The 20,947-nt window shown below is 70.4% G+C and carries 22 protein-coding genes; 12 read left to right on the top strand and 10 right to left on the bottom strand.

The annotated features are described in order from the left end of the window. Window positions 1–81: 81 nt before the first annotated feature. The gene (locus ACQEU6_RS19350; RefSeq protein WP_499333750.1) at window positions 82–1,440 is read left to right on the top strand and encodes a cytochrome P450; all 1,359 of its coding nucleotides are present in this window, start codon (window positions 82–84) and stop codon (window positions 1,438–1,440) included. Then, window positions 1,437–2,246 carry an SDR family oxidoreductase gene (locus tag ACQEU6_RS19345; protein ID WP_499333748.1) on the top strand — a complete coding sequence of 270 codons (810 nt, stop codon included), beginning with the start codon at window positions 1,437–1,439 and terminating at the stop codon, window positions 2,244–2,246. The genes ACQEU6_RS19350 and ACQEU6_RS19345 overlap by 4 nt, the downstream gene beginning before the upstream one ends. On the opposite strand, the gene ACQEU6_RS19340 is transcribed toward ACQEU6_RS19345, so the two are convergent. Beyond that, entirely contained in the window at window positions 2,216–3,103 is an 888-nt protein-coding gene (locus tag ACQEU6_RS19340; protein ID WP_499333747.1) for an oxygenase MpaB family protein, read from the bottom strand. The two genes, ACQEU6_RS19345 and ACQEU6_RS19340, sit on opposite strands and share 31 nt — an antisense overlap. Window positions 3,104–3,205: 102 nt before the next feature. Here ACQEU6_RS19340 and ACQEU6_RS19335 point away from each other — a divergent pair, with 102 nt between their 5' ends. From ACQEU6_RS19335 to ACQEU6_RS19325, 3 genes are all read left to right on the top strand, one after another. Then, window positions 3,206–3,826 carry a TetR/AcrR family transcriptional regulator gene (locus tag ACQEU6_RS19335; RefSeq protein ID WP_499333746.1) on the top strand — a complete coding sequence of 207 codons (621 nt, stop codon included), beginning with the start codon at window positions 3,206–3,208 and terminating at the stop codon, window positions 3,824–3,826. A 244-nt stretch (window positions 3,827–4,070) separates the two neighbouring features. Next, window positions 4,071–5,546, top strand: coding sequence for a carboxylesterase/lipase family protein (locus ACQEU6_RS19330; RefSeq protein ID WP_499333744.1), 1,476 nt, complete (start codon window positions 4,071–4,073; stop codon window positions 5,544–5,546). A gap of 551 nt (window positions 5,547–6,097) precedes the next feature. Next, window positions 6,098–7,237: a site-specific integrase gene (locus ACQEU6_RS19325; RefSeq protein ID WP_499333743.1), complete on the top strand. Its 1,140-nt coding sequence runs from the start codon at window positions 6,098–6,100 to the stop codon at window positions 7,235–7,237. Between the two features lie 992 nt (window positions 7,238–8,229). Here ACQEU6_RS19325 and ACQEU6_RS19320 read toward each other — a convergent pair. Continuing rightward, window positions 8,230–9,540 (bottom strand): hypothetical protein, encoded by a 1,311-nt coding sequence (locus tag ACQEU6_RS19320; protein ID WP_499333742.1) that lies wholly within the window; start codon window positions 9,538–9,540, stop codon window positions 8,230–8,232. Between the two features lie 240 nt (window positions 9,541–9,780). Between ACQEU6_RS19320 and ACQEU6_RS19315 the strand changes: the two genes are divergently transcribed. From ACQEU6_RS19315 to ACQEU6_RS19290, 6 genes are all read left to right on the top strand, one after another. Further along, window positions 9,781–10,044, top strand: a complete 264-nt coding sequence (locus tag ACQEU6_RS19315) for a hypothetical protein (RefSeq protein ID WP_499333741.1) — start codon at window positions 9,781–9,783, stop codon at window positions 10,042–10,044. Then, window positions 10,041–10,328 (top strand): hypothetical protein, encoded by a 288-nt coding sequence (locus tag ACQEU6_RS19310; protein ID WP_499333740.1) that lies wholly within the window; start codon window positions 10,041–10,043, stop codon window positions 10,326–10,328. Before ACQEU6_RS19315 ends, ACQEU6_RS19310 begins: the two co-directional genes overlap by 4 nt. Further along, window positions 10,321–10,623 (top strand): hypothetical protein, encoded by a 303-nt coding sequence (locus ACQEU6_RS19305; protein WP_499340595.1) that lies wholly within the window; start codon window positions 10,321–10,323, stop codon window positions 10,621–10,623. Before ACQEU6_RS19310 ends, ACQEU6_RS19305 begins: the two co-directional genes overlap by 8 nt. Then, a complete protein-coding gene (locus ACQEU6_RS19300) occupies window positions 10,524–10,952 on the top strand; it encodes a DUF397 domain-containing protein (RefSeq protein ID WP_499333739.1) in 429 nt (142 codons plus the stop codon). Before ACQEU6_RS19305 ends, ACQEU6_RS19300 begins: the two co-directional genes overlap by 100 nt. A gap of 583 nt (window positions 10,953–11,535) precedes the next feature. Continuing rightward, entirely contained in the window at window positions 11,536–11,937 is a 402-nt protein-coding gene (locus ACQEU6_RS19295; protein ID WP_499333738.1) for an ATP-binding protein, read from the top strand. Window positions 11,938–12,029: 92 nt separating this feature from the next. Beyond that, a complete protein-coding gene (locus ACQEU6_RS19290) occupies window positions 12,030–12,200 on the top strand; it encodes a BldC family transcriptional regulator (protein ID WP_499340259.1) in 171 nt (56 codons plus the stop codon). A 175-nt stretch (window positions 12,201–12,375) separates the two neighbouring features. Here ACQEU6_RS19290 and lhgO read toward each other — a convergent pair whose 3' ends face one another. The 3 genes from lhgO to hisN all read right to left on the bottom strand — a co-directional run bounded on the left by lhgO (window position 12,376) and on the right by hisN (window position 14,715). Continuing rightward, window positions 12,376–13,575 (bottom strand): L-2-hydroxyglutarate oxidase, encoded by a 1,200-nt coding sequence (gene lhgO, locus ACQEU6_RS19285; protein WP_499333737.1) that lies wholly within the window; start codon window positions 13,573–13,575, stop codon window positions 12,376–12,378. 24 nt (window positions 13,576–13,599) lie between these two features. Next, window positions 13,600–13,791: a tail-anchor membrane protein gene (locus ACQEU6_RS19280; protein ID WP_179833075.1), complete on the bottom strand. Its 192-nt coding sequence runs from the start codon at window positions 13,789–13,791 to the stop codon at window positions 13,600–13,602. Between the two features lie 120 nt (window positions 13,792–13,911). Further along, on the bottom strand, window positions 13,912–14,715 hold the full coding sequence (hisN, locus tag ACQEU6_RS19275; RefSeq protein WP_499333734.1) for a histidinol-phosphatase: 804 nt from the start codon (window positions 14,713–14,715) through the stop codon (window positions 13,912–13,914). A gap of 135 nt (window positions 14,716–14,850) precedes the next feature. On the opposite strand from hisN, the gene ACQEU6_RS19270 reads away from it, so the two are divergent. Continuing rightward, a complete protein-coding gene (locus tag ACQEU6_RS19270; protein ID WP_499333732.1) occupies window positions 14,851–15,699 on the top strand; it encodes a hypothetical protein in 849 nt (282 codons plus the stop codon). On the opposite strand, the gene ACQEU6_RS19265 is transcribed toward ACQEU6_RS19270, so the two are convergent. The 5 genes from ACQEU6_RS19265 to ACQEU6_RS19245 all read right to left on the bottom strand — a co-directional run bounded on the left by ACQEU6_RS19265 (window position 15,696) and on the right by ACQEU6_RS19245 (window position 20,928). Next, window positions 15,696–17,192, bottom strand: a complete 1,497-nt coding sequence (locus tag ACQEU6_RS19265; RefSeq protein WP_499333730.1) for an FAD-binding oxidoreductase — start codon at window positions 17,190–17,192, stop codon at window positions 15,696–15,698. The two genes, ACQEU6_RS19270 and ACQEU6_RS19265, sit on opposite strands and share 4 nt — an antisense overlap. Window positions 17,193–17,248: 56 nt before the next feature. After that, window positions 17,249–18,253: a ribosome small subunit-dependent GTPase A gene (rsgA, locus tag ACQEU6_RS19260; protein WP_499340257.1), complete on the bottom strand. Its 1,005-nt coding sequence runs from the start codon at window positions 18,251–18,253 to the stop codon at window positions 17,249–17,251. A gap of 17 nt (window positions 18,254–18,270) precedes the next feature. Further along, window positions 18,271–19,542 carry a 3-phosphoshikimate 1-carboxyvinyltransferase gene (gene aroA / locus ACQEU6_RS19255; RefSeq protein ID WP_499333729.1) on the bottom strand — a complete coding sequence of 424 codons (1,272 nt, stop codon included), beginning with the start codon at window positions 19,540–19,542 and terminating at the stop codon, window positions 18,271–18,273. Window positions 19,543–19,615: 73 nt separating this feature from the next. Then, a complete protein-coding gene (locus ACQEU6_RS19250) occupies window positions 19,616–20,338 on the bottom strand; it encodes an anti-sigma factor family protein (protein ID WP_499333727.1) in 723 nt (240 codons plus the stop codon). Beyond that, window positions 20,335–20,928 carry a sigma-70 family RNA polymerase sigma factor gene (locus ACQEU6_RS19245; RefSeq protein ID WP_499333726.1) on the bottom strand — a complete coding sequence of 198 codons (594 nt, stop codon included), beginning with the start codon at window positions 20,926–20,928 and terminating at the stop codon, window positions 20,335–20,337. The genes ACQEU6_RS19250 and ACQEU6_RS19245 overlap by 4 nt, the downstream gene beginning before the upstream one ends. Between the last annotated feature and the right edge of the window lie 19 nt (window positions 20,929–20,947).

Raw genomic sequence — 20,947 nt, 5'->3', positions numbered from 1 at the left:
AAGTCTGGACTTACGGGCGGCCGTTGCGTTAGAACAAAGCAACAGATTTCGCGCATTTGTTGCACGTGTTCCGGAGGGGTCATGACGAGCGTTCTCGCGCCGCCGCCGCAGGGCAGCGACCTGAAACCGGTGCCCGGCGTGCCCGGCGTCCCCTACATCGGCAGCACGCTCGCGGTGATGCGCGACCCGATCGGGATGGCCCGCAAGCGGTACGCCGAGTACGGCCCGGTCGCCTGGGGATGGCTGCTCGGCCAGCGGACGGTCACCGTCCACGGCCCCGAGGCCGCCGAGGTCGTCCTGGTCAACCGGGACAAGGCGTTCGCGAACGGGCCCGCGTGGAGCTACTTCATCGGCCCGTTCTTCAACCGCGGCATCATGCTCCTGGACTTCGAGGAGCACCTGCACCACCGCCGCATCATGCAGCAGGCGTTCACCCGTCCCCGGCTGCGCTCCTACATGGACGCCATGGCGCCCGGCATCGTCAGGGGCGTCGAGTCGTGGGAGCCCGGGCAGGACTTCAAGGTCTACGACCACATCAAGAAGCTCACGCTCGACCTCGCGGTGGACGTCTTCATGGGCGTGGAACTCGCCGCCGCCGAGCGCGCGCGGGTCAACGGCGCGTTCATCGACGCCGTCCGGGCGGGGACGGCCTACGTCCGCTTCCCGGTCCCCGGGCTGCGCTGGCACAAGGGCCTCCAGGCGCGCAAGGTGCTGGAGGAGTTCTTCTACCGGCACCTCCCCGCCAAGCGCGAGGGCGACGGGAGCGACCTGTTCTCCGCCCTCTGCCAGGCCGAGACCGACGACGGCGAGCGGTTCACCGACGAGGACGTCGTCAACCACATGATCTTCGCGTTGATGGCGGCGCACGACACCACCACCATCACGCTGACGACCATGGCCTACTACCTGGCCAAGTACCCCGAATGGCAGGAGCGGCTCCGCGAGCGGTCGCTCGACCACGGCGCCGAGCCGCCCGGCTTCGACGACCTGGACGCCTTCACCGGCATCGACATGGTGATGAAGGAGTCGATGCGGATGGTCACGCCCGTCCCGGCGCTGCCGCGCAGGGTCGTCAAGGACACCTCCATCCTCGGCTTCCACATTCCCGCCGGGACGACCGTCGTGGTGCCGATGCTCAGCAACCACCACATGGCCGACTGGTGGAGCGACCCGGACGAGTTCGACCCCGGCCGGTTCTCCCCGGAGCGCCGCGAGGACAAGGTCCACAAGTACGCGTGGGCGCCGTTCGGAGGCGGCGCGCACAAGTGCATCGGGCTGCACTTCGCCGGGATGCAGGTCAAGACGATCCTGCACCAGATGCTCCTGCGGTACCGCTGGAGCGTGCCCGCCCGCTACGAATGGCCCCTGGACACCACGTCCCTCCCCTCGCCCAAGGACGGGCTCCCCGTCCGCCTCGACCGACTGGAGCAGCGAACATGAGCAAGGTCGTCGCCATCACCGGGGCCGCGCGGGGGATCGGCCTCGCCACCGCACGCGCACTCAGGGCCAGGGGCGCCGCCGTCGTCATCGGCGACATCGACGAGACCGCCGTCAAGGAGGCCGCTGAGTCGCTCGGCGTCACGGGCCTCGTCGTGGACGTCACGTCCCGCGAGTCGTTCACCGCGTTCCTCGACGAGGCCGAGGAGACCGCAGGGCCGCTCGACGTCGTCGTCAACAACGCGGGGATCATGCCGATCGGGCCGGTCACCGGCGAGAGCGACGCCGACGCCCGCCGCTGCATCGACATCAACGTGCACGGCGTGATGCTCGGCACCAAGCTCGCCCTCGACCGGATGCTGCCGCGCGGCCGGGGCCACGTCATCAACATCGCCTCGCTCGCCGGCGTCATGTTCACCCCCGGCCTCGCGCTCTACAACGCCAGCAAGGCCGCCGTCGTCGGCTTCACCGAGGCGACCCGCCTGGAGGTGCAGGACCGCGGCGTGCACGTCAGCGCCGTCCTGCCCACCTTCACCAACACCGAACTGACCGCCGGGACGCGCAGCCCGAAGGGGCAGAAGAACTGCGAGCCCGAGGACATCGCCGCGGCCGTCGCCGGCCTCATCGCCCGCCCGCGCCCGCAGGCCGTCGTGCCGAAGAAGCTCGGCACGCAGGTCAGGCTCGGCGCGCTGCTGCCCGAGCGGGTCCGGCAGGCGACCTCCCGCCGCCTCGGGCTCGACAAGATCTTCCTGGAGTACGACCCCGAGGCGCGCAAGGGCTACGACGCGCGCATCCGCTCCGGTTCCTGAGCCGCGCCGGCCCGCCGCGCCCTCCGGAAGGCGCGGCGGGCCGGCGGCAGGTAGCGGACGGCCTCGGGCAGCAGCGGCCACACCCGTCCCGCCGCGCGGACGATCGCCGCGAACCGCCGGTGGCGGCGCTCGTCGGCGGCGCTCCAGGGCAGGTCGAGCAGCTCGCGCATGCGCGGGTGCAGGCCGCCGACCGTGACGAAGCGGGCGACCGCGTTCAGCGGGGGCGACACCGCCCGCCACACCGGCGCCGGCACCTTCGGCGGCGCGGGCAGCCCCCTGGTCACGTAGCCGACCCCGTACCGGGCCGTCCTGTGCGCGACGATCTCCTCGTCCAGCATCCGCGCCCAGTACGCCTGGAACGCCTCCCAGTCGTCCGGCATGGCCCGCTCGCTGACCCCGTACATGCGGAACCAGGTCTTGGACTCCTCGTAGATCCGGCGCCTGTCGTCCTCGCCGAGCGGCCGGATGAAGGTCTCGACGCCGTACAGCATGTTGTCGAGGAAGGTCGCGTGCGCCCAGTAGTAGGTCTCGGGATCGAGCGCGTGGTAGCGGGAGCCGTCCGGCATGTCGCCCTTGATCTCGCGGTGGTAGTCGCGGACCCGGCGCCCCGTCGCGGCGGACCGCTCGCCGCCGTACACGGTGTCCAGGATCGGGCCGGCGGACCGTCTGACCCGCGCGAAGGTCTCGGCGAAGAACACCGAGTGGTCCAGGACGCCCTGGCCGAGCGCGGGGAGCATGTTCTGCAGCACGCCCGCCCGCGGGCCGACGAGGAGCATCCGGGTGTCGCCGAAGTAACGCCAGGTCAGCGAGCCGGGCCCGAGAGGGGCCGGGGTCCGCGCGTCGGCCTCGTCCGTCATGTGCACCGCCGGGGGTCGGAACAGAAGTACAGAACAACGATTATTGTAACTGTGTCGCATCCGGTGGCGGGAAACCGGATGCCCGGCGGTTAGGGTGCGGTCATGACCACGGACGCGACCACCACGCAGGAGCTGCGGGACCGGCTGTCGGCCCCGGACGCCGGCGCCGACGACCTCGACACCCGCATCCTGGACGCCGCGCTCGCGGAGTTCGAGACCTACGGGCTGCGCCGGGTCAGCGTCGAGGACGTCGCCAAGCGGGCCGGGGTCGCGCGCACCACCATCTACCGGCGGTTCACCAACAAGGAGCAGCTCCTCCAGGCCGTGATCCTGCGGGAGTGCCGCCGCTTCCTCACCGCCATCGCCGAGGCCACCGAGAACCTCGCCTCCCCTGAGGACGCCGTCGTCGAGGGCTTCGTGGTCGGCCTGCGCAGCGCCCGCACCCACCCGCTGATGACCCGCGTCCTGCAGAGCGAGCCCGAGGCGTTCCTGCCGCAGCTCAGCATGAACGGCGGCGCCGTGATGCTCGCCGCCCGCGACATCCTCGCCGACCGCCTGCGCCGCGCCCGCCCCGGCGCCGCCGAAGACCACGACACCGTGGCCGAGGTCCTGCTGCGCCTGGCGGTCTCCCTCCTCCTCATCCCCGGCGGCGGCCTGACCCTGGACGACGAGAACGCCACCCGCACCTTCGCCCGCGACTACCTGGTGCGAATGCTGTATTAATTGCGTTTCTCTCCTCCTTCGGGCCCTGAGGGCCCGAAGGAGGAGAGAAACGCGGGCGATCGCTGGCATCGCTCCGGCTCGCCCAGGGGCTCGCTGCGCGATCAGATTCTCGCAAGCTCGAATCTGCCTTCGGACGCGATCGCGGCCCTCAGGTTGTCGCGTGGTTGCGGTGGGGGCTGGGGTGGCTGCGGCGGGTCCCGTACGCTCTGGCTGTCGAATTTGGTTCTAGAACCGGAGGTGCGGCATGGCGGCTGTCGTGCAGACGTCCCATGGGAAGGTCCGAGGCGCGGCGCGGGAGGGTGTCACAGCTTTCCTCGGCATCCCCTATGCCGCGCCGCCGTTCGGGGCGAACCGCTTCCAGGCGCCGCGCCCGCCCGAGCCGTGGGACGGCGTCCGCGACGCCGTCGAGTACGGGCCGACCGCGCCCAAGCCCGGCTACCCCAAGGCGTTCGCCGCTCTCGTGCCCGATCCCGAGATCCCAGGCGACGACTGCCTCAACCTGAACGTGTGGACGCCCCGGCTTCCGGACGGCTCCGGGCCGGGCCTCCCGGTGATGGTGTGGATCCACGGCGGCGCGTTCCGGAACGGGTCGGGCGCCGTCCCCGTCTACAACGGCCACGCCTTCGCCCGCGACGGCGTCGTCTGCGTGACGATCAACTACCGGCTCGGCGTCGAGGGCTTCGCGTACCTGCCCGGCGCCCCGCACAACCGGGGCCTCCTCGACCAGATCGCCGCGTTGGAGTGGGTCCGTGACAACATCGCCGCGTTCGGCGGCGACCCCGCGCGGGTCACGGTGTTCGGGGAGTCGGCGGGCGCGATGAGCGTCACCACCCTGCTCTCCCTCGACCTCGGCCTCTTCCACCGCGCCGTCGCGCAGAGCGGCGCGGGCGGTATCGTCCAGGACCCGGCCGACGCGCTGCTCGTCACCGGGGAGACCGCCGCCCGGCTCGGCGTCGAGCCCACCGCCGAGGCGTTCGCGACGCTCGACCCGGCCGCGATCATCCCCGTCCAGAACGAGATCGCCGCCGAGGTGGCGATGCTGCCCGACCCGGGGCGCTGGGGCGCCACCACCGCCGCGGCCGGCATGTCGCTCACGCCCGTGCTGGACGGCGACCTGATCAGGCGGCGGCCCGAGGACGCCATCGCCGCCGGGGCAGGGCGGGACGTGGACCTGCTCATCGGCTACACGACCGAGGAGTTCCGGTTCTTCCTGATGCCGACCGGCATCGCCGCCGGCCTCAACGACGAGCTGGTCGGCGCCGTCGCCGCGGGCATGGGGGTCCCGGCCGGGCTGCCCGCCGCCTACCGCGCCCACCACCCGGACATGACGTCGGGCGAGCTGCTCGCGACGATCATCACCGACGGCCTGTTCCGCATCCCCGCGCACCGCGCCGCCGCCGGGCACGCCGACTCCGGCGGGCGCACCTGGATGTACGAGTTCGCGTGGCGGTCGCCGAACCACGATCTCGGCGCCTGCCACGCCCTGGAGCTCGGCTTCGTGTTCGACACCCTCACCGCCGAGGAGGAGGGCCTCACCGGCCCGAACCCGCCGCAGGCGCTCGCCGACCGGATGCACCGCGCCTGGACCGGCTTCGCCGTCACCGGCGACCCCGGCTGGGACGAGTTCGCCCCCTCAACCCGCGCGGTGATGGTCTTCAACGACCCCGGCGACGAGGTCATTAGCGACCCCCACAGCCGCGACCGCAAACTCTGGGACTGAGACCAGCCCCACGACCCCCGCCCCCACTGACCTCAGCCCTCACCGCAACCACGCGACAACCTGGGGGGCCGCGATCGCGTCCGAAGGCAGGTTCGAGCGGAGCAAGAACCTGATCGCGCAGCGAGCCTCAAGGCGAGCCGGAGCGATGCCAGCGATCGCAAGCGGTGCTCGACGGTGGAGGGCCGTCAAGGCCCGAAGGAGGAGAGCACTGCAATAAACACAGCGATCGCGTCCGAAGGCAGGTTCGAGCTTGCGAGAACCTGATCGCGAAGCGAGCCGCCAGGCGAGTCGGAGCGATGCCAGCGATCGCCCGCGTTTCTCGACGATGGAGGGCCGCCAAAGTGCGATCCTGTGTCTCCCCAGCTAGATCGGGGTTTATAACAGGATATGACCTCTAGGGAGCCATCCGGGGAGCCATGAGCACGGCTCCCCCGGGGCGGCCGGTTCGAACAGTCGTTCGGGGTCCTTGGGGGTCGGGGCGGGAAGGCCAGACGGTGCAACGTCTGGCCCTCCCTTCGCCCACCACTCGACAACGGCGAGAGGCGAGCGCAATGGCCAGCGTACTCATCAACGGCTACCGGGGCAGCATTTACCGGGAGGGTAAGGGGTGGACCGGGGTCCTGGACCTCGGCACCCGTCCGGACGGCAAGCGGAACCGCCCGAAGCGCAAGGGCCCGAGCAAGGCGGCCGTGACGGAAAAGCTCACGCGCCTTGCCGAGAATCTGGAAAAGGGAATCAAGCCGAAGCAAGACCAGACCGTCACGGCGATTGTCACGGCCTACATTGACGATCTGGCACGGCAGGGACGCGCCCCGAAGACCGTTGCAGGTCTGCGGTCGTTCCTCCGGAATCACATCGCGAAGATCGGCGCGCTGAAAGTCCGCGACGAACTCACCCCTACGCACGTGGCCGACTGGCTCGTGGACATCTCACAGAATCTCTCGTCCAAGACTATTGTGGGTGTGCATGGCCTGCTTTCCAGTGCCATTGACCGCGCGATGGTCCATGGTCTCGTTGACCGGAACGTGTCTCGGATGGTCGTCAACATCGAGGGCGAGAACGAGGGGCGCGAAAGCAAGAGTTTCAGCCCCGAGGACGTGCGCCGCATTCTCGCCTGTGCGAGCGCCGATATCCCCCGCGTGCGTTTCGGCGCGTACGTGATACTCGCTCTCACGAGCGGATTGCGCGGGGATGAGTTGGACGGCCTGAAATGGTACGGGCTCGATCTGGAGGCGGGGACGGTTTCGGTGGTGCGTGCCGACCGGCACCGGGGGAAGACGAAGACACGGCAATCGGTCCGGTCACTGGAATTGGCGGACATTGCCATTGCGGCTCTCAAGACGTGGCACGAGAGCCAGGCCAAGGAATTCGCCGAGTTCGGCGAGCAGGTCACCGAGGAAACGCCGGTGTTCACGCGGAAAGACGGTTCGGCGTACACGCAGCGGACGGCGCGGTATGAGTTCCGCAAGGTGTTGAAGGTGGCGGGAATTGCCGATCCGGACGCGTGGACGGTTCGGGAAACGCGCACGACTTTTGTGAGCGTCATGTCGCATAATGGCGTGCCTCGTGAGGTTATCGCGGATATCTGCGGTCACACGGTCCGGACGCTGGAAAAGCACTACCGCAAAGTGTTGCGGCCGGTGCACCGGCAAAGCGCCGATGTGATCAACAGCGTGTTCCGCGCCGCCTGACGGCGGACGCGCCAGAGAGCCCCTGACGGGCGTCAGGGGCTCTCTGGCGTTCCCGGGGGGCGTGCGGCCGTCTGCATGGCTCTCAGTGCCGCGCAGGGGCCATGTGTCCGGTCGGGGCCGTTGCCGCTGTAGGCGCACCGCAGTCGTGTGGCGCGCGGGTAGCCGTACGGCGCGGCAACGAATTCAACAGTTCCCCGCAGCTAGAGAATTCCCCGAGTGAAAAGCCCTAGGGAAATGCGTTTCTGCTTTGGGGGCGAGATCTGGGAAATTCGGCGTGGAGAGATGGACAGGGAATGCGGTGGGGGAGGGGTTTTTCTGGCTTTCTCGCTCGCCTATCTCCGCGCTGACCTCGGGGCGAGCGAAGATCGGCCCGGAAAGAGGGGCGGCCGAAGGGGGGCGCGAAGGGGGGCGATCGTAGAGAGAGATGATCGAGGTTCGCTGACAGGTGACGTGCTGACCTGCGCGAACGTGTCCCCTCGGCGTACCCCGAGAGTGACACCGAGGGGCCCGCCGAGGGAATTACGGCGGGGGCCGTCGAAGGGGAGGTCAGCACGGCCGGGGGGCGAGAATTGCCCTTACGGCCTACAACGGCAGAAGTGGGGGAGGGGGGCGAATTTGGGCGCGAGACGGGCGCTGCCGGGCGAGTCCCCTCCCCTTTGCGGGGAGGGGACTCGACGAGCGAAGAGAGGCCGGGGGCGGAGCCCCCGCCGAACGAGAGAGAGTCCGGCAGGCAACGCCGACAGACGCCCCCGCGACCTGCTGAAACTGCGTCAGTCGGCGCACCCCGAAAGGACCGGCGGCGGGGGCTCCGGCAGGCCACGATCTAAAGCTCATTCCAGCTGACTACAACCGGACTTCTATATCCTTGTCCGGACTCTCCCGGACGCCAATCGACCAAAAGGCCGAATGGCGATAAACGAAGATCAGCTTCCGGGCCGGCCCGGAAGTTGATCTCCGAGTCCTTTCTGTTTGATAAGTGATCGACAGAGACGCTACTCGTCGAGATGCATTTTGGGCCGCTCGGGCACACTGCTTATCATTACCGCGCGGAGGTCTTTCGCCTGCGGGCTTCCATGATGTTTGACGGGAACAGTGTTGAGGACGCGATTTCCAGTGTCCGCTATCATATGGCTGCGATTCGCCTTTGGCAAAGCGTTTAGGAGTTCGGTGGCGTCCGACAGTCCTTCTTTCAGCCCGCCATTGACCACGGTACATACCGCCCTATGGAGATTGACATTTGCAACGTACTGGTAGTCGCCATTCTCGGCCAGCACTAGATCTCGGGCGTCGTTCGCTTTCGATTCCTCACCCGCATAGGAATGAACCCAGCTTCTGGTGAAGTACACCTGATCGCCCGTCCAGTAATTAGGTATCGGATTTGCCGCCCCGATACCTGGCGAGAACTCCTCAAGTTCTAGGAGTACCCGGTTCGCCTCTTTATGCCTGCCCAACAGGGAAAGCGCTTTGGCTTCAGACGACAGAATATTCGCGAGCCCGACCGTCCGATTTATTCCGGCGATCTCTCGCGCAGTTTTCGTCAAGCGCAGTACGGTCTCGGGATGCCGTTGCCCATAAAGCCCGAATCCGGCCTCAGAACCCCGCACGAGAAGTTGCAAACCTAGGTCGCCACTGCTCTCCGCCGAAGAGCGGGCAGTTCTCCACCAACGAATTGCGGAGCCGTGCTCGCCTAGGCGAGTGAGAACATTCGCGTTCAGTGTCGCAAGGCAGGCGCGCACCCGATGCAATTCGGGCTGGCTGTCAGGTGATGTCTCCATCTGTCGACGCACTGAAATAAGGTCTATCAGGAGGTCTTTGTGAACCTCGTGTGGCGGCCGGGTGCGGATTCCATAAAGGTGATCGGCGCAGGCGATCTCCCAATCTTCATAGGTGCGTGGCTCGCTCGTAAGGAACAGGTCAAGGAAACGACCTAGTGACTCGGGAGGAATTCCCAGTGTCCCGGCACCGATGCCAAGAGCGGCCATTTGCAGCAAGCGTCGACGCTCCATATCGTCCCAATCATCGGGAATATCCGTTCCTGTCAAGGTAACCGGTGCGGGTTTGCGCGCTTTCCTCCGGGGTGCGGGGGGTGGGACGAGAGCGGCGAGCGTGCCGTCTGCGTCTAGCAGGTCGTCAAGGGTCTGGCGGATGCGTTCGGACGGCCGTTCGTGTCCGTTGATGATCTTTGACAGGTGGCCGGGGTTGCAGGGGACGAGCTTCGCGAGCTTGTTCTGTGACAGGTCGGCGCGTGCGTCGAGCAGCTCCCGCAGCTTTGCGGCGAAGGGGTTCGGGTGACCGGTCGTCATTGATGGTCCGCCTTGTCTCTGCTGTCCCGTGTTGCCCGTTGACCACTGTTGCCCGTTGCCCTTTCGACTTCTAAGGCGCAACGAGGCAACGGCTTCCACGGTAACCCGGACGCCACTTCCATGGGCCACAGTCCGCACACAGAAATGCGGGCTGGCCAGAGTCAAGGCGGCCCCGGTCCCCGATGCGGCAAACATCGGGGAGTAGCCCGGGGCCTTGACCCGACAGTGGAGGTCGGATCCATGAACGATGGTAGGGCCAAAGAACTGGACGAGTTGGCCGTCAGGCTCTCGGCGCGGGGGTGCCGGGCGCACGGCTACGGCCCGTCCCTGCTGGTGGCTCTGAGCGGCCGCACGGGTCCTGAGCGGGTCATCGCCTGTGACGGGGACCGGTTCCGGTGGGGAAGCGACCACGGGCGCGATCTGGGGCCGGTAGGCGACGTGGACGGCGCGGCGAACCGCGCATTGCGCGTCCTGTCGTCCCACGGGCGGGGGTGCCCGGAATGAACGGATTGAGCGAGCGGGAACTCAGACTCGCCGCACTCGGCGCGCGACTCTCCGCACGCGGCTACGAAATCGATCTCACCCGGACCGGACTCAAAGTCGCCCACCCGAATGACTCGGGATGCTGCGGCGGCCGTATCGGCGACAAGATCGGCTGCCGTAAACGGCGCGAGGACGGGCACCGGCTTTGGTTCTTCACTTCATGGGGCGCGCCTCTAGCGCCTGCCCATGACGTCGTGGACGCCGTCGTCCAGATTCAGGGCTACATTCCCTCGCCGAATGGTTGAGGCATCCGTGGCCTCGTTCCCGGTGAAAGCGGATCACTGGCATGTGAGCACGACGCGTAACGGCGTCTACGAAATATTCCCCGAACGGATCGACCGCGCCACAGCGGTGAAAACCGTGCGGGACATGCTCATCCATGACGGCAACCGAACCCGTGACCGCCGCTATGTCGAAGCGGTCCGTGTCATTGACAACGGATGGCACACATGCCAGGTGAACCGGGTGCTTTATGCCGCGTTCGCCTGCGCCTGCCCACCATCGATGAACAAGGAGAGATCACCGCAGTGGAATCTTTGAACTTCCGGAAGTCGTCCCGGTGTGAGGCACTGAACCAGGATGGCTGCGTGGAGGTCGCCCAGGGAAACGGACACCTGGTGATTCGTGATTCAACCGCGCCGAACGGGGCGATGCTTCATCTCACGCCCGCAGCCATGAGAATGGCGATAGGCACCCGCCCGGTCCCGCGCCGTAGCCGCGCGACCGGTCCCGACCGCAGGCCCCCTGTGGGGCCGCTGACCATGGTCGCGACGCAGTGCTTGGAGAATTGCCGGAAGTGCTCGACGCAATGTTTCCTGCCCAGCGGTCACACCGCATACCATTCCTGCACGAACCACTTCGTGGAATGATTCGCGTGAACAAAGCGACCTGACCCGAGAACGCGGGGAACAAAGACAGGAAGCGCGAAAGCCGTCAGGGAAGGAACCCCGCCCGAAACCGGCGGCTTTCGTGCTCTCGCCAACTTGGCCGCTCCGGCGTTAAAGTCACCGCCCGGTTGTTTCATCAGTGCAACCGGTAGGGCGGAATCCAAGGTGCGCACCCAATGGGAAGGCGTTACTTGTGCTGCGTCTGCGCCTGCGCCCGAGAACGCGGCCAAGCCGACCCCCCGGGGGGTGGGGGGTGGGAAACCGCCCCCGGGGGTCGGACATTCCCCGCACCTCAAATAGGGGCACGACACAGAAAACGAAGGAACGCTATGCGCTACCTCGGCAAGATCCTCCCCCTACGGCGGGAGAGCGGCACTCAACGGCCACGCATTTCCAAGCGGATTCGGCGCGCCGCTAGATGGGTTCGCAAGCGCGCTTGCCCGTTCTCCGGATCCGCTTCCTAAAGCCGGGTGCGGCCCCGCCCGTCTTCCCCGCTTCACGGGCGGGGCCGCACCCCCGACCCGTTCGCGACACAGTCAGAACGAGAAAGGGCGGTAGCTCTAAGGTGATCGTCATCAGACCCGTTTTGGAAAAGGTCAAGATCGCACGCGACCACATCGCCGGGATCGCCGCCCAATGGCCGGTCAACCTCTACGCCGTCCGGCTGGTCGCCTCCGAACTGGTCACCCACGCAATCCGGTGCGCTGAAACAGAAGAAATCCGCGCAGACGCCTACACCGCCGAAGACGGCAGCGAAAACATGTACGTGATCGAAGTATGGGACGCCGACGCAAAAGCACCCGGAATCGATCTGTGCCCCGTATGCCTGGCTCCGCCCGACGAACGCGGCCCCTGGAAACTCACAGACCATGCCGACCGCTGGGGCGTCCACCACGATGACGACGACGGCGGAAAAGTCGTCTACGCGGCATGGATACGGCCATGCCCCCCTTCCCCTCACCGATAACGCTGTGAACAATACGGAGACCCCCGATGGCCAGAAAGAAGAAGACAATCCCGCCGGTGATCATCGATGGATGGGACTTCAGCCCCCGGCATATGCTCCGACCCAACGAGGTCGCCAACTTTTTTCGAGTCGACACTAGAACCGTCTGCGGATGGGCCGACGCCGGAAAACTGGCCTCTGTCCGCACGCCCGGCGGCCATCGCCGATTCAGCCGTCAGCAGGTACAGCACTTTCTAGACAGGGGCGAGCAGCAAGCAGGCTGAGACGCTCAGCACCGCCCCAGGGGGAGCCCACGGGAGCCACGCAGGGAGCCAACTCCCCCATATCCCACCTTTCCTCCCCCGACCTCCCCCGACGCGCCATCGACGTATGCCCAGGTCAACAGGCACCCGCCAGACTCTGCCAGACTCCATGACCATGATGGTTGCGGGAGGGCCGCTAGGCCCGAAGGAGGAGAGAAATGCAAATCAATTCAGCTATGGCCAGGGAGGATGTGGCGGCGGGGGAGGGGGCGTTGCGGATGGTGGTGATGGGGCCTAGGCGGCCTATGCGGAAGTCGTCCACGAGGGAGCCGTCGGGGTCGACGGCCTGGGCGCGGACGCCGGCGGGGGCCGGGACGACGTCGGCCGTCGTCAGGGCGGGGACGAAGCGGCGCGCCTCGGCGATGAACGCTCGCTTGACCGCCGACCCGTACAGCTCCCGTGCGCCCGTCCGCCAGTGCCGCCGCGCCATGCGGCGGAAGCCGGGCCAGCGGACCGCGTCCCACAGGTCCGCCGCGCGGATGTCGCGCCGCCGGTAGCCCTCGCGGGCCAGGGCGAGGACGGCGTTCGGGCCGATGTCCACGCCGCCGTCCACGCGCCGGGTGAAGTGGACGCCGAGGAACGGGTAGCGGGGGTCGGGCACGGGGTAGATGAGGCCGCGCACGAGATCCGTCCGGGACGGGACGAGCCGGTGGTACTCGCCGCGGAACGGGATGATCGCGGGGGCCGGGGAGTCGCCGGCGAGGCGCGCCACCCGGTCGGACTGGAGGCCGGCGCATATCACGAGGCGGTCGAAGGTCAGCTCCTCGTGGGGGGAGGCGACCGTGACGCGGTCGCCCGCCCGGCCGATCCGCACGACCTCGAAGCCGAGCCTGATCTCGCCGCCGCCGGCCGCCACGTCGTCCGCGAAGGCGCGGGCCACCGCGGGGAAGTCGACGATCGCCGTGGTGGGGGAGTGCAGGGCCGCGACGCCCGCCGCGTGCGGCTCGATCTCGGTCAGCGCGCCGCCGGTCAGCCGCCGCAGCCCGGGGACGCCGTTGGCCGTCGCGCGGCGCTCGATCTCCTCCAGGGCGCCCAGTTCCGCCGCGTCGCGGGCGACGACGAGCTTGCCGCACTCCTCGTAGGGCAGGTTCCGGTCAGCACAGAACTCGTTGAGCAAGGCGATGCCGCGCCTGCACAGGGTCGCCTTCAACGACCCCGGCGCGTAGTAGAGGCCCGCGTGGGCGACGCCGCTGTTGTGGCCGGTCTGGTGGGCCGCGACGCGGTCCTCCTTGTCCAGGACCGTCACCTTCAGCCCTGGACGCTCCCGCGTCAGCCCGCGCGCGATCGCCAGGCCGACGATGCCCGCGCCGACGACGCCGACCCGTGTCTCCGCCACACCCGCACCCCAGCCGGGCGGCGCTCAGCTCCCGAGACGCTTGCGCCCCTGCGACCGCACCCGCTTGCGCTGGGACGGGTCGAGCATCATGTACCCGACGAGCGGTGCGCCGAGGACGCCGAGGATGATCAGCGCGCTCAGCCACCACGGGAAGACGAACAGGGTCAGGAAGCCGACGACGACGCCGCCGATCACTAGCTTGGTCTGGGTCGACATCTCGCACCTCCGTTGACGGACCGCCCACTTGCAGAACGGCCGTCGAGCGACCGCTGTTCCACGATATGTCGCGAGTCGGCCCGAGCGCCATGGTGGACGCGCCCCGGCCGGGCGCGCGGGTCAGATGCGCAGGGAGAGCTGGCCGCCGCCGAGGGTGCGGAGGACCTCCGCGTGCAGCTTGCCGTTGGTGCACACGACGCTGCCGCCGTCCGGGCCGGGAACGCCGGACAGGTCGGTGAACATGCCGCCCGCCTCCTCCACGATGACCTGGAGGGCGGCGAGGTCCCACAGGGACACCTCGGGCTCGGCGGAGATGTCGACCGCGCCCTCGGCGACCATCATGTGGGACCAGAAGTCGCCGAACGCCCGCGTCCGCCACACCGAGCGGGTCAGTTCGAGGAAGCGGGGCAGCCGGTCCTGCTCCTCCCAGCCGCTCAGGCTGGAGAACGACAGGGACGCGTCCGACAGCTCGCCCACCGACGAGACGTTCATGCGGGACGCGCGGGTGAGGCTGCGGCCCGTCCAGGCGCCGCCGCCGCGGGCCGCCCACCAGCGGCGGTTCAGCGCGGGCGCCGACACCACGCCGACGACGATCTCGTCGTTCTCCATCAGCGCGATCAGCGTGGCCCACACCGGGACGCCGCGCACGAAGTTCTTGGTCGCGTCGATCGGATCGATGATCCAGCAGCGGTTGCCGTACCCGGTCCTGCCGTACTCCTCGCCGAGCACCGCGTCGCGCGGGCGGGCCCGCTTCAGCGTGCCGCGGATCTGCTCCTCAACACTGCGGTCGGCGTCGCTGACCGGCGTCAGGTCCGGCTTGGTCTCCACGTCGAGATCGAGGGCGCGGAAACGTTTGGTCGTGATGTCGTCGGCCCCGTCCGCCAGCACATGCGCGAGACGCAGGTCATCGGAATAGCCCGCCACGGCGAGCCACGCTACCCTGATCACTGCCTGTCCCGACACACGTACCCGGGCCGTTCTGGCATTTCGGGCAGCCTGGTCCGGCGCGCCGGGCGCGATGTCCCGCTTCCGGGCGCGGGTGGTGGCAGCATGGGGCGCATGGCGCACGATCTCCCCGAGTGGGTGGCCGAGCTGACCGATCCACGCCGGGCCCAGACGCTCGACGAGCTCGCCGACCGCCTCGTCCCCCTGGCCGAGCACGCCATCGACGTCTCCCGTCGATTGCAGGCGCAGCTCAACGAGCTCAACGACCCCTTCAAGCGCGAGGCGCTCTACGGACGGGTGGAACGCCTCAAGGCCCGCGTCGGCGAGGCCCTGGAGGAGATCACCGCGGAGATCGCCGCGTCCGGGGAGGAGCGCATCGAGCGGGTCTGGGCCGACTGGGCGGACCGCGCGGGCCCCGGCGGGGACGGCGCCCGGGAGCGGGAGATGCGGCTCCGGCTCGACCGCGACGTCGTCCCGGCGCTGTCCCGGCAGCAGCAGGACGTCGCCGAGCGCGTCGCCCAGCGCACCTCCAAGGCCCTGGAGGAGGCCACGCAGCTGCTGCTCAACCGGGTGGAGGAGCTGGCCAAGGCGGTCACCGACCTGATCCACGACGTGCTTCCGCTGGCCCGCGAGGGCCTGACGCTCGCCAGCCGGATCTCGACGCTGTCGGGCCACGCCCGCAAGTCGGGCCGGGGGCCGGTCCCGGACGAGCTGAAGGACGCCGGAGCCGAGACGTCCCGGGCGTTCGACGAGGCCGTGGCGCGGCTGGAGCTGGAGTGGTCGGCGCTCGGCGCCCGGGCCGCGACCGTCCGGGCCGCGCTGCGGGGCGCCGAGGAGGCCGCGTTCAGCCAGGTCACCGAGGAGATGACCCGGTGCGTGGAGGAGCTCGCGCCCCGGCACGTGCAGGCACTGAACGAGGCCGAGGCCAAGGCGCGCAGCCTCTTCGAGGAGTCGCGGGGCTAGACGGCCTGCGGGAAGCGGAACAGCCTCCCGGGGTCGTGGGCGGCCTTCACCTTCCTGAGCCGGTCCAGGTTGGGGCCGTAGTAGGCGTGCGCCCAGTCCTTCAGGTCGGCGTCGGTGTAGTTCACGTAGGCGGCGCCGCCGAGGTGGGGTTCCATCGCGGCGTGCGTCGCGGTCAGCCAGGCGTCGTCGGGCGCGAGGTACTGGACGCAGAACAGCCCCTCGCGGTGCGGGAAGGCGGTGTCGCCCGGCCCCACGCGCGCGATCGCGGCGCCCATCGCGTCCATGAGGACCGACCGGTTCCGGACGTCGTTGCCCTTGTCGAACCGGTCGAGCAGAGCGCCGATCGCGGCGCCCGGCAGCGGCCGGTAGGCGATGTGCGACTTCCCCGAGTACTCGGTGCGGGGGAAGGCGCCGCCGGAACGCTGCCCGGGCAGGGCGCCCTGCCCGTGGCACTGCTCGACCGACCGCCCCGCGCAGCCGCCCATGAACTTCATCGCGTCCATGTAGGGGCGGCTCTGGGCGGAGGTCGAGGCGGGATCCGCGCCGATCGCGGCCGTAAGCCGCTCCATGTGGCCGTCGGCGCCGGAGAGCGCCAGGCCCGTCACCTCGACTTCGGGGGCGCCCTGGTCCGGGGCGGTGTCGAGGTGCAGGCTCGTCCAGACCTCGCCGGGCGCCGCCGGGGCCCAGCGCTGCCAGCCGCGCACGACCCCGGCCGCCTTCCGCCAGGGCCAGCGCATGCTGAACGGCGTCACGTCGCCGGTCTCGTGCGTCCGGAACGTGAACGACACCGCCACGCCGAAGTTGCCGCCGCCCCCGCCCCGGCAGGCCCAGAACAGGTCCGGGTTCCGCTGCGCGTCGCAGGTGAGGACCCGCCCGTCCGCCGCGACGACCTCGACCGCCTCCAGCACGTCGCACGACAGCCCGTACGCGCGGGACGTCACGCCCAGCCCGCCGCCGAGCGTCAGCCCCGCGACGCCGACCGTGGGGCAGCTTCCGGACGGGACGCTCACACCGTCGTCGCCGAGCCTGTCGTAGAGGTCGATCAGCCGGGTCCCCGCCCCGACGGCCGCGCGGTCGCCGTCGCGCTCCACGGCGTCCATGGGAGAGACGTCGATCACGAGGCCGGTGCCCGTCGACCAGCCCGCGTAGCTGTGCCCGCCGCACCGCACCGCCACCGGCATCCGCTTCACCGTGGCGAACGCCACGCACTCCGCGACGTCCTGAGGAGACTCGCAGTAGACGACTCCCGCCGGGCGGACGCGGTCGTAGCGCGGGATGTAGAGGCGCCTCGCCTCCTCGTAGGACGCGTCGGACGGGCGGACCAGCGTCCCGTCCAGGCCGCGTTCCAGAGCGTTCCAGTCGGCGGGCCCGGTCGGCTTCGGCGGCGGGGACGGACGTTTCCGCGGGCGCGGCCGCTCCTCGGAGCACCCGGCGACGCCGAGCCCGCCGAGCCCGCCGAGGGCCGCCGCCTTGAGCATCGCTCGCCGCTCCATGCGGCCATTGTCGCGCTCGATCCCCCGCAATGGGGCGGAATCCCTGGCGTCGCGGGCTATTCGGGCTCGCCCTCGCGGCTGGCGAGGAGGCGGCGCAGGGAGTCCAGGCGGGCCCGGCTGGCGCGGCCCTCCTCGACCCAGGCGTCCAGGCCGCAGTCGTCCTGGAGGTGGTCGCAGCGCGGCGGGCAGCGTTCGGCGGCGCCCTCGGCGAGGTCGTCGAAGGCGCCGAGCACGTTCTCCACGTCGACGTGCGCGAGGCCGAAGCTGCGCACGCCCGGGGTGTCGATGATCCAGCCGTCGCCGCCGGGCAGCTCCAGGGCGAGCGCCGAGGAGGAGGTGTGCCGGCCCCGCCCGGTGACGGCGTTGACGTGGCTCACCGCGCGCTCGGCGTCCGGGACGAGGGCGTTCACCAGCGTCGACTTGCCGACGCCGGAGTGGCCGACGAGCACGCTGGTGCGGCCGGCGAGGCGGCCGCGCAGCTCGCCGAGGTCGCCTCCGCGCTCGGTCACGACGTAGGGGACGCCGAGCGGCGCGTACTCGGCGACCAGGGGGTCGGGGGAGGCGAGGTCGGCCTTGGTGAGGCAGAGCAGGGGGGCCATCCCGGCGTCGTAGGCGGCGACGAGCTGCCGGTCGATCATGCGGGGGCGCGGCTCGGGGTCGGCCAGCGCCGTCACGATCACGAGGTTGTCGGCGTTCGCGACGATGATCCGCTCGAACGGGTCGGTGTCGTCGGCGGTGCGGCGCAGGGCGGAGGTGCGCGGCTCGACCCGGACGATCCGGGCGAGGGTGTCCTGCGCGCCGGACACGTCCCCGACGAGCGCGACGCGGTCGCCCACGACGACGCCCTTGCGGCCGAGCTCGCGGGCCCGCATCGCCGTGACGGCGCGCTCGTCGGCGGTGCCGGGGTCGGCCAGGCACCGGTACCGGCCGCGGTCCACCGCGGTCACGAGCCCGGGCGAGGCGTCGTCGTGCGCGGGACGGCGGCGGGTGCGCGGCCGCGACCCGCGGCGCCCGGGCCGCACCCGGACGTCGTCCTCGTCGTAGTCGTGTTTCCGTGCCAGTGGTCCGGTCCCTGCTGTCAGGCGGGCGCCAGCATCGACGCCCACTGCCGCGTGAAGTTCGGAAGAGTCTTGCCCACGGTGCCGGGATTCTCCACTTCGATGCCGGGTACGGCCAATCCGAGCAGGGCCGCCGCCATCACCATCCGGTGGTCGTCGTAGGTGCGGAAGACGCCGCCGCGCAGCGGGCGCGGGCGGATCTCCAGCCCGTCGGGCAGCTCCCGGACGTCGCCGCCCAGCCCGTTGATCTCGGCGACCAGCGCGGCGAGCCGGTCGGTCTCGTGGCCGCGCAGGTGCGCGACGCCCGTGAGCCGGGAGGGCGACCCGGCCAGCGCGGCGAGGGCCGCGAGCACCGGCGTGAGCTCCCCGACCTCGTGCAGGTCGGCGTCCAGGCCGCCGAACCCGTCCCCGCCGCGCACGGTCAGCCCGTCCGGCCCGCGGGTCACCTCGGCGCCCATCGCGGCGAGCAGCCCGCGCAGCGCGTCGCCGGGCTGGGTCGTCTCGGCCGGCCAGTCCGGGACGGTGACGCGGCCCCCGGTGACCAGCGCCGCGCCGAGGAACTGCGCGGCGTTCGACAGGTCCGGCTCGATCAGCACCTCGCCGCCGCGCAGCGGGCCGGGCGCCACGCGCCAGACGTTGTGCCGCGTCTCGACCTCGGCGCCCGCCGCGCGCAGCATCTGCACGGTCATCGCCAGGTGCGGCGCCGACGGAACCGGCGGCCCCTCGTGCCTGACCTCCACGCCCTTGTCGAACCGCGGCGCGGCCAGGAGCAGCCCGGACACCAGCTGGGACGACGCCGACGCGTCGATCGTCACCCCGCCCCCCGGCACCGAGCCCGCGCCCCGGACGGTGAACGGGAGCGCGTCGCGCCCCCCGTCGTCGATCTCGGCGCCGAGGGCCCGCAGCGCCGTGATGATCGGGCCCATCGGCCGCTCGCGGGCGCGCGGGTCGCCGTCGACGGACACCTCGCCGGACGCCAGGGCGGCGACCGGCGGCAGGAACCGCATCACCGTCCCCGCCAGCCCGACGTCGACGCGGGCGGGGCCCTCCAGACGCTGCGGCAGCACCTGCCAGTCGGTGGAGTCCTCCCCGATGCCCGCGCCGAGCGCGCGGAGGGCGCCGGCCATGAGCTCGGTGTCGCGGCTGTGCAGGGGCCGGGTGATGCGGGTGGGCGCCTCCGCGAGCGCGGCAAGGATCAGCGCCCGGTTCGTCATCGACTTCGAGCCGGGCAGCGGCACGGTGGCGTCCACCGGGGCATGGGCTACCGGAGCGGACCAGTGCGGAGAGGACATGCCCCAAGGTTATCGGGCCGCCGCCGCCGGTCGCCGGACGATCGGGGCGCCGGGGCGATCAGAGGGGAGACGCTCAGAGGGGGATCGTCAGGAGCGTTCCGCCGTCGTCCAGGCGGACCTCGAAATGGCCGATCTGCTGGCGGCTCAGCCCGGTCCCGCCCTGCATGACGAGGGGCTTGGGCTGGCCCGGGACGCCGTAGCCCTTGTCCGGGACGCTCCATCCCGCGACGACGCTGCGCTCGCCGGTCCGCGACACCGCCTCCAGGTGGCACTTCAGCGGCCCCCGGATCCCGCGCAGCTCCAGACCGACCTGCGTGCCCCAGCCCTTGTCGACCAGCGCGACGGTGCCGGACGCGCCGGTGCTCGCGTTCGCCGCCTGGAACTTCTGGCCGGTGAGGGGCTGCGCCACGGTCGGCTTCGGCGCCGGGGCCTCGTCGTCCACGGCCGCGCCGATGCCGATGCCCGCGGCCAGCGCCGCGGCCGCGGCGGCCGTTCCGGCGAGGTAGGCGCCGCGCCGGAACCGCCGGTCGGCCCGCCGCCTGCGCCGCATCATGTCGATCACCGGCGCCGGGGGCGCGGACGGATCGCCGCCGCCTCCCGGCACGGCCCCGTCCGGGACCGGCCCGGCCGCGGGCGACAGCCCGGACAGGGCGCCGGCCGCCCCGGACAGGTCCCTCAGCTCGGCCCGGCACGACGCGCACCCCCGCAGATGCGCCTCGAACGCCAGCCGGTCGCCCTCTTCGAGAAGACCCAGCGCGTACGCGCCGACATCGGTGTGCTCGACCTGGGAACTCATGACGTCACCCCCCTCTCCTCCAAGGCGACCCGCAAGGCGCGCAGCGCGTAGTACACGCGGGACTTGACCGTCCCCACCGGGATGCCGAGGTACTCGGCGGCCTGGTTCACCGTCCGGTCGCGCAGCACCGTCTCCGTCAGCGCCTGCCGGTGCGCGGGGGAGAGCGACTCCAGCGCCTCGGTCACCACGACCTTGCGCAGCAGCGCGTCCATCTCGTCCGCCATCGGGAGGTTCTCCAGGGGCCCGTCGCCGACCTCCGGCGGCCTGACCTCGCGCTGCCGCCGGTTGTCGATCACGATACGCCGGGAGACCGTGGCCAGCCACGGCATCAGCGAGGACGTCCGGTCGTCGAGCCGGTCCGCGCTGCGCCATGCCCGGATCATGGTCTCCTGCACCACATCCTCGGCCCAGGGGCGGTCGCCGCCCGTCAGCCGCAGGACGAACGCGAGGAGGGGCCGATGGTACTCGCGGTACAGCTCGGCTGCCATCGCCTCGTCGGCGGCGTCCTGCGCGGCCGGCGCCGCGCCGGGGCGGCGGAGCAGGCTCCGCAGGCCGCCGCCAGGGCGGCCGGGGGATCCGGGAACTGCCATGGCCGGGGCGTCTCCGTCA

Source organism: Spirillospora sp. CA-108201 (assembly GCF_050936235.1).
Lineage (GTDB): Bacteria > Actinomycetota > Actinomycetes > Streptosporangiales > Streptosporangiaceae > Spirillospora.
The sequence above is the reverse complement of the archived record's forward strand: the minus strand, read 5'-3'. Positions and strand labels throughout refer to the sequence as shown.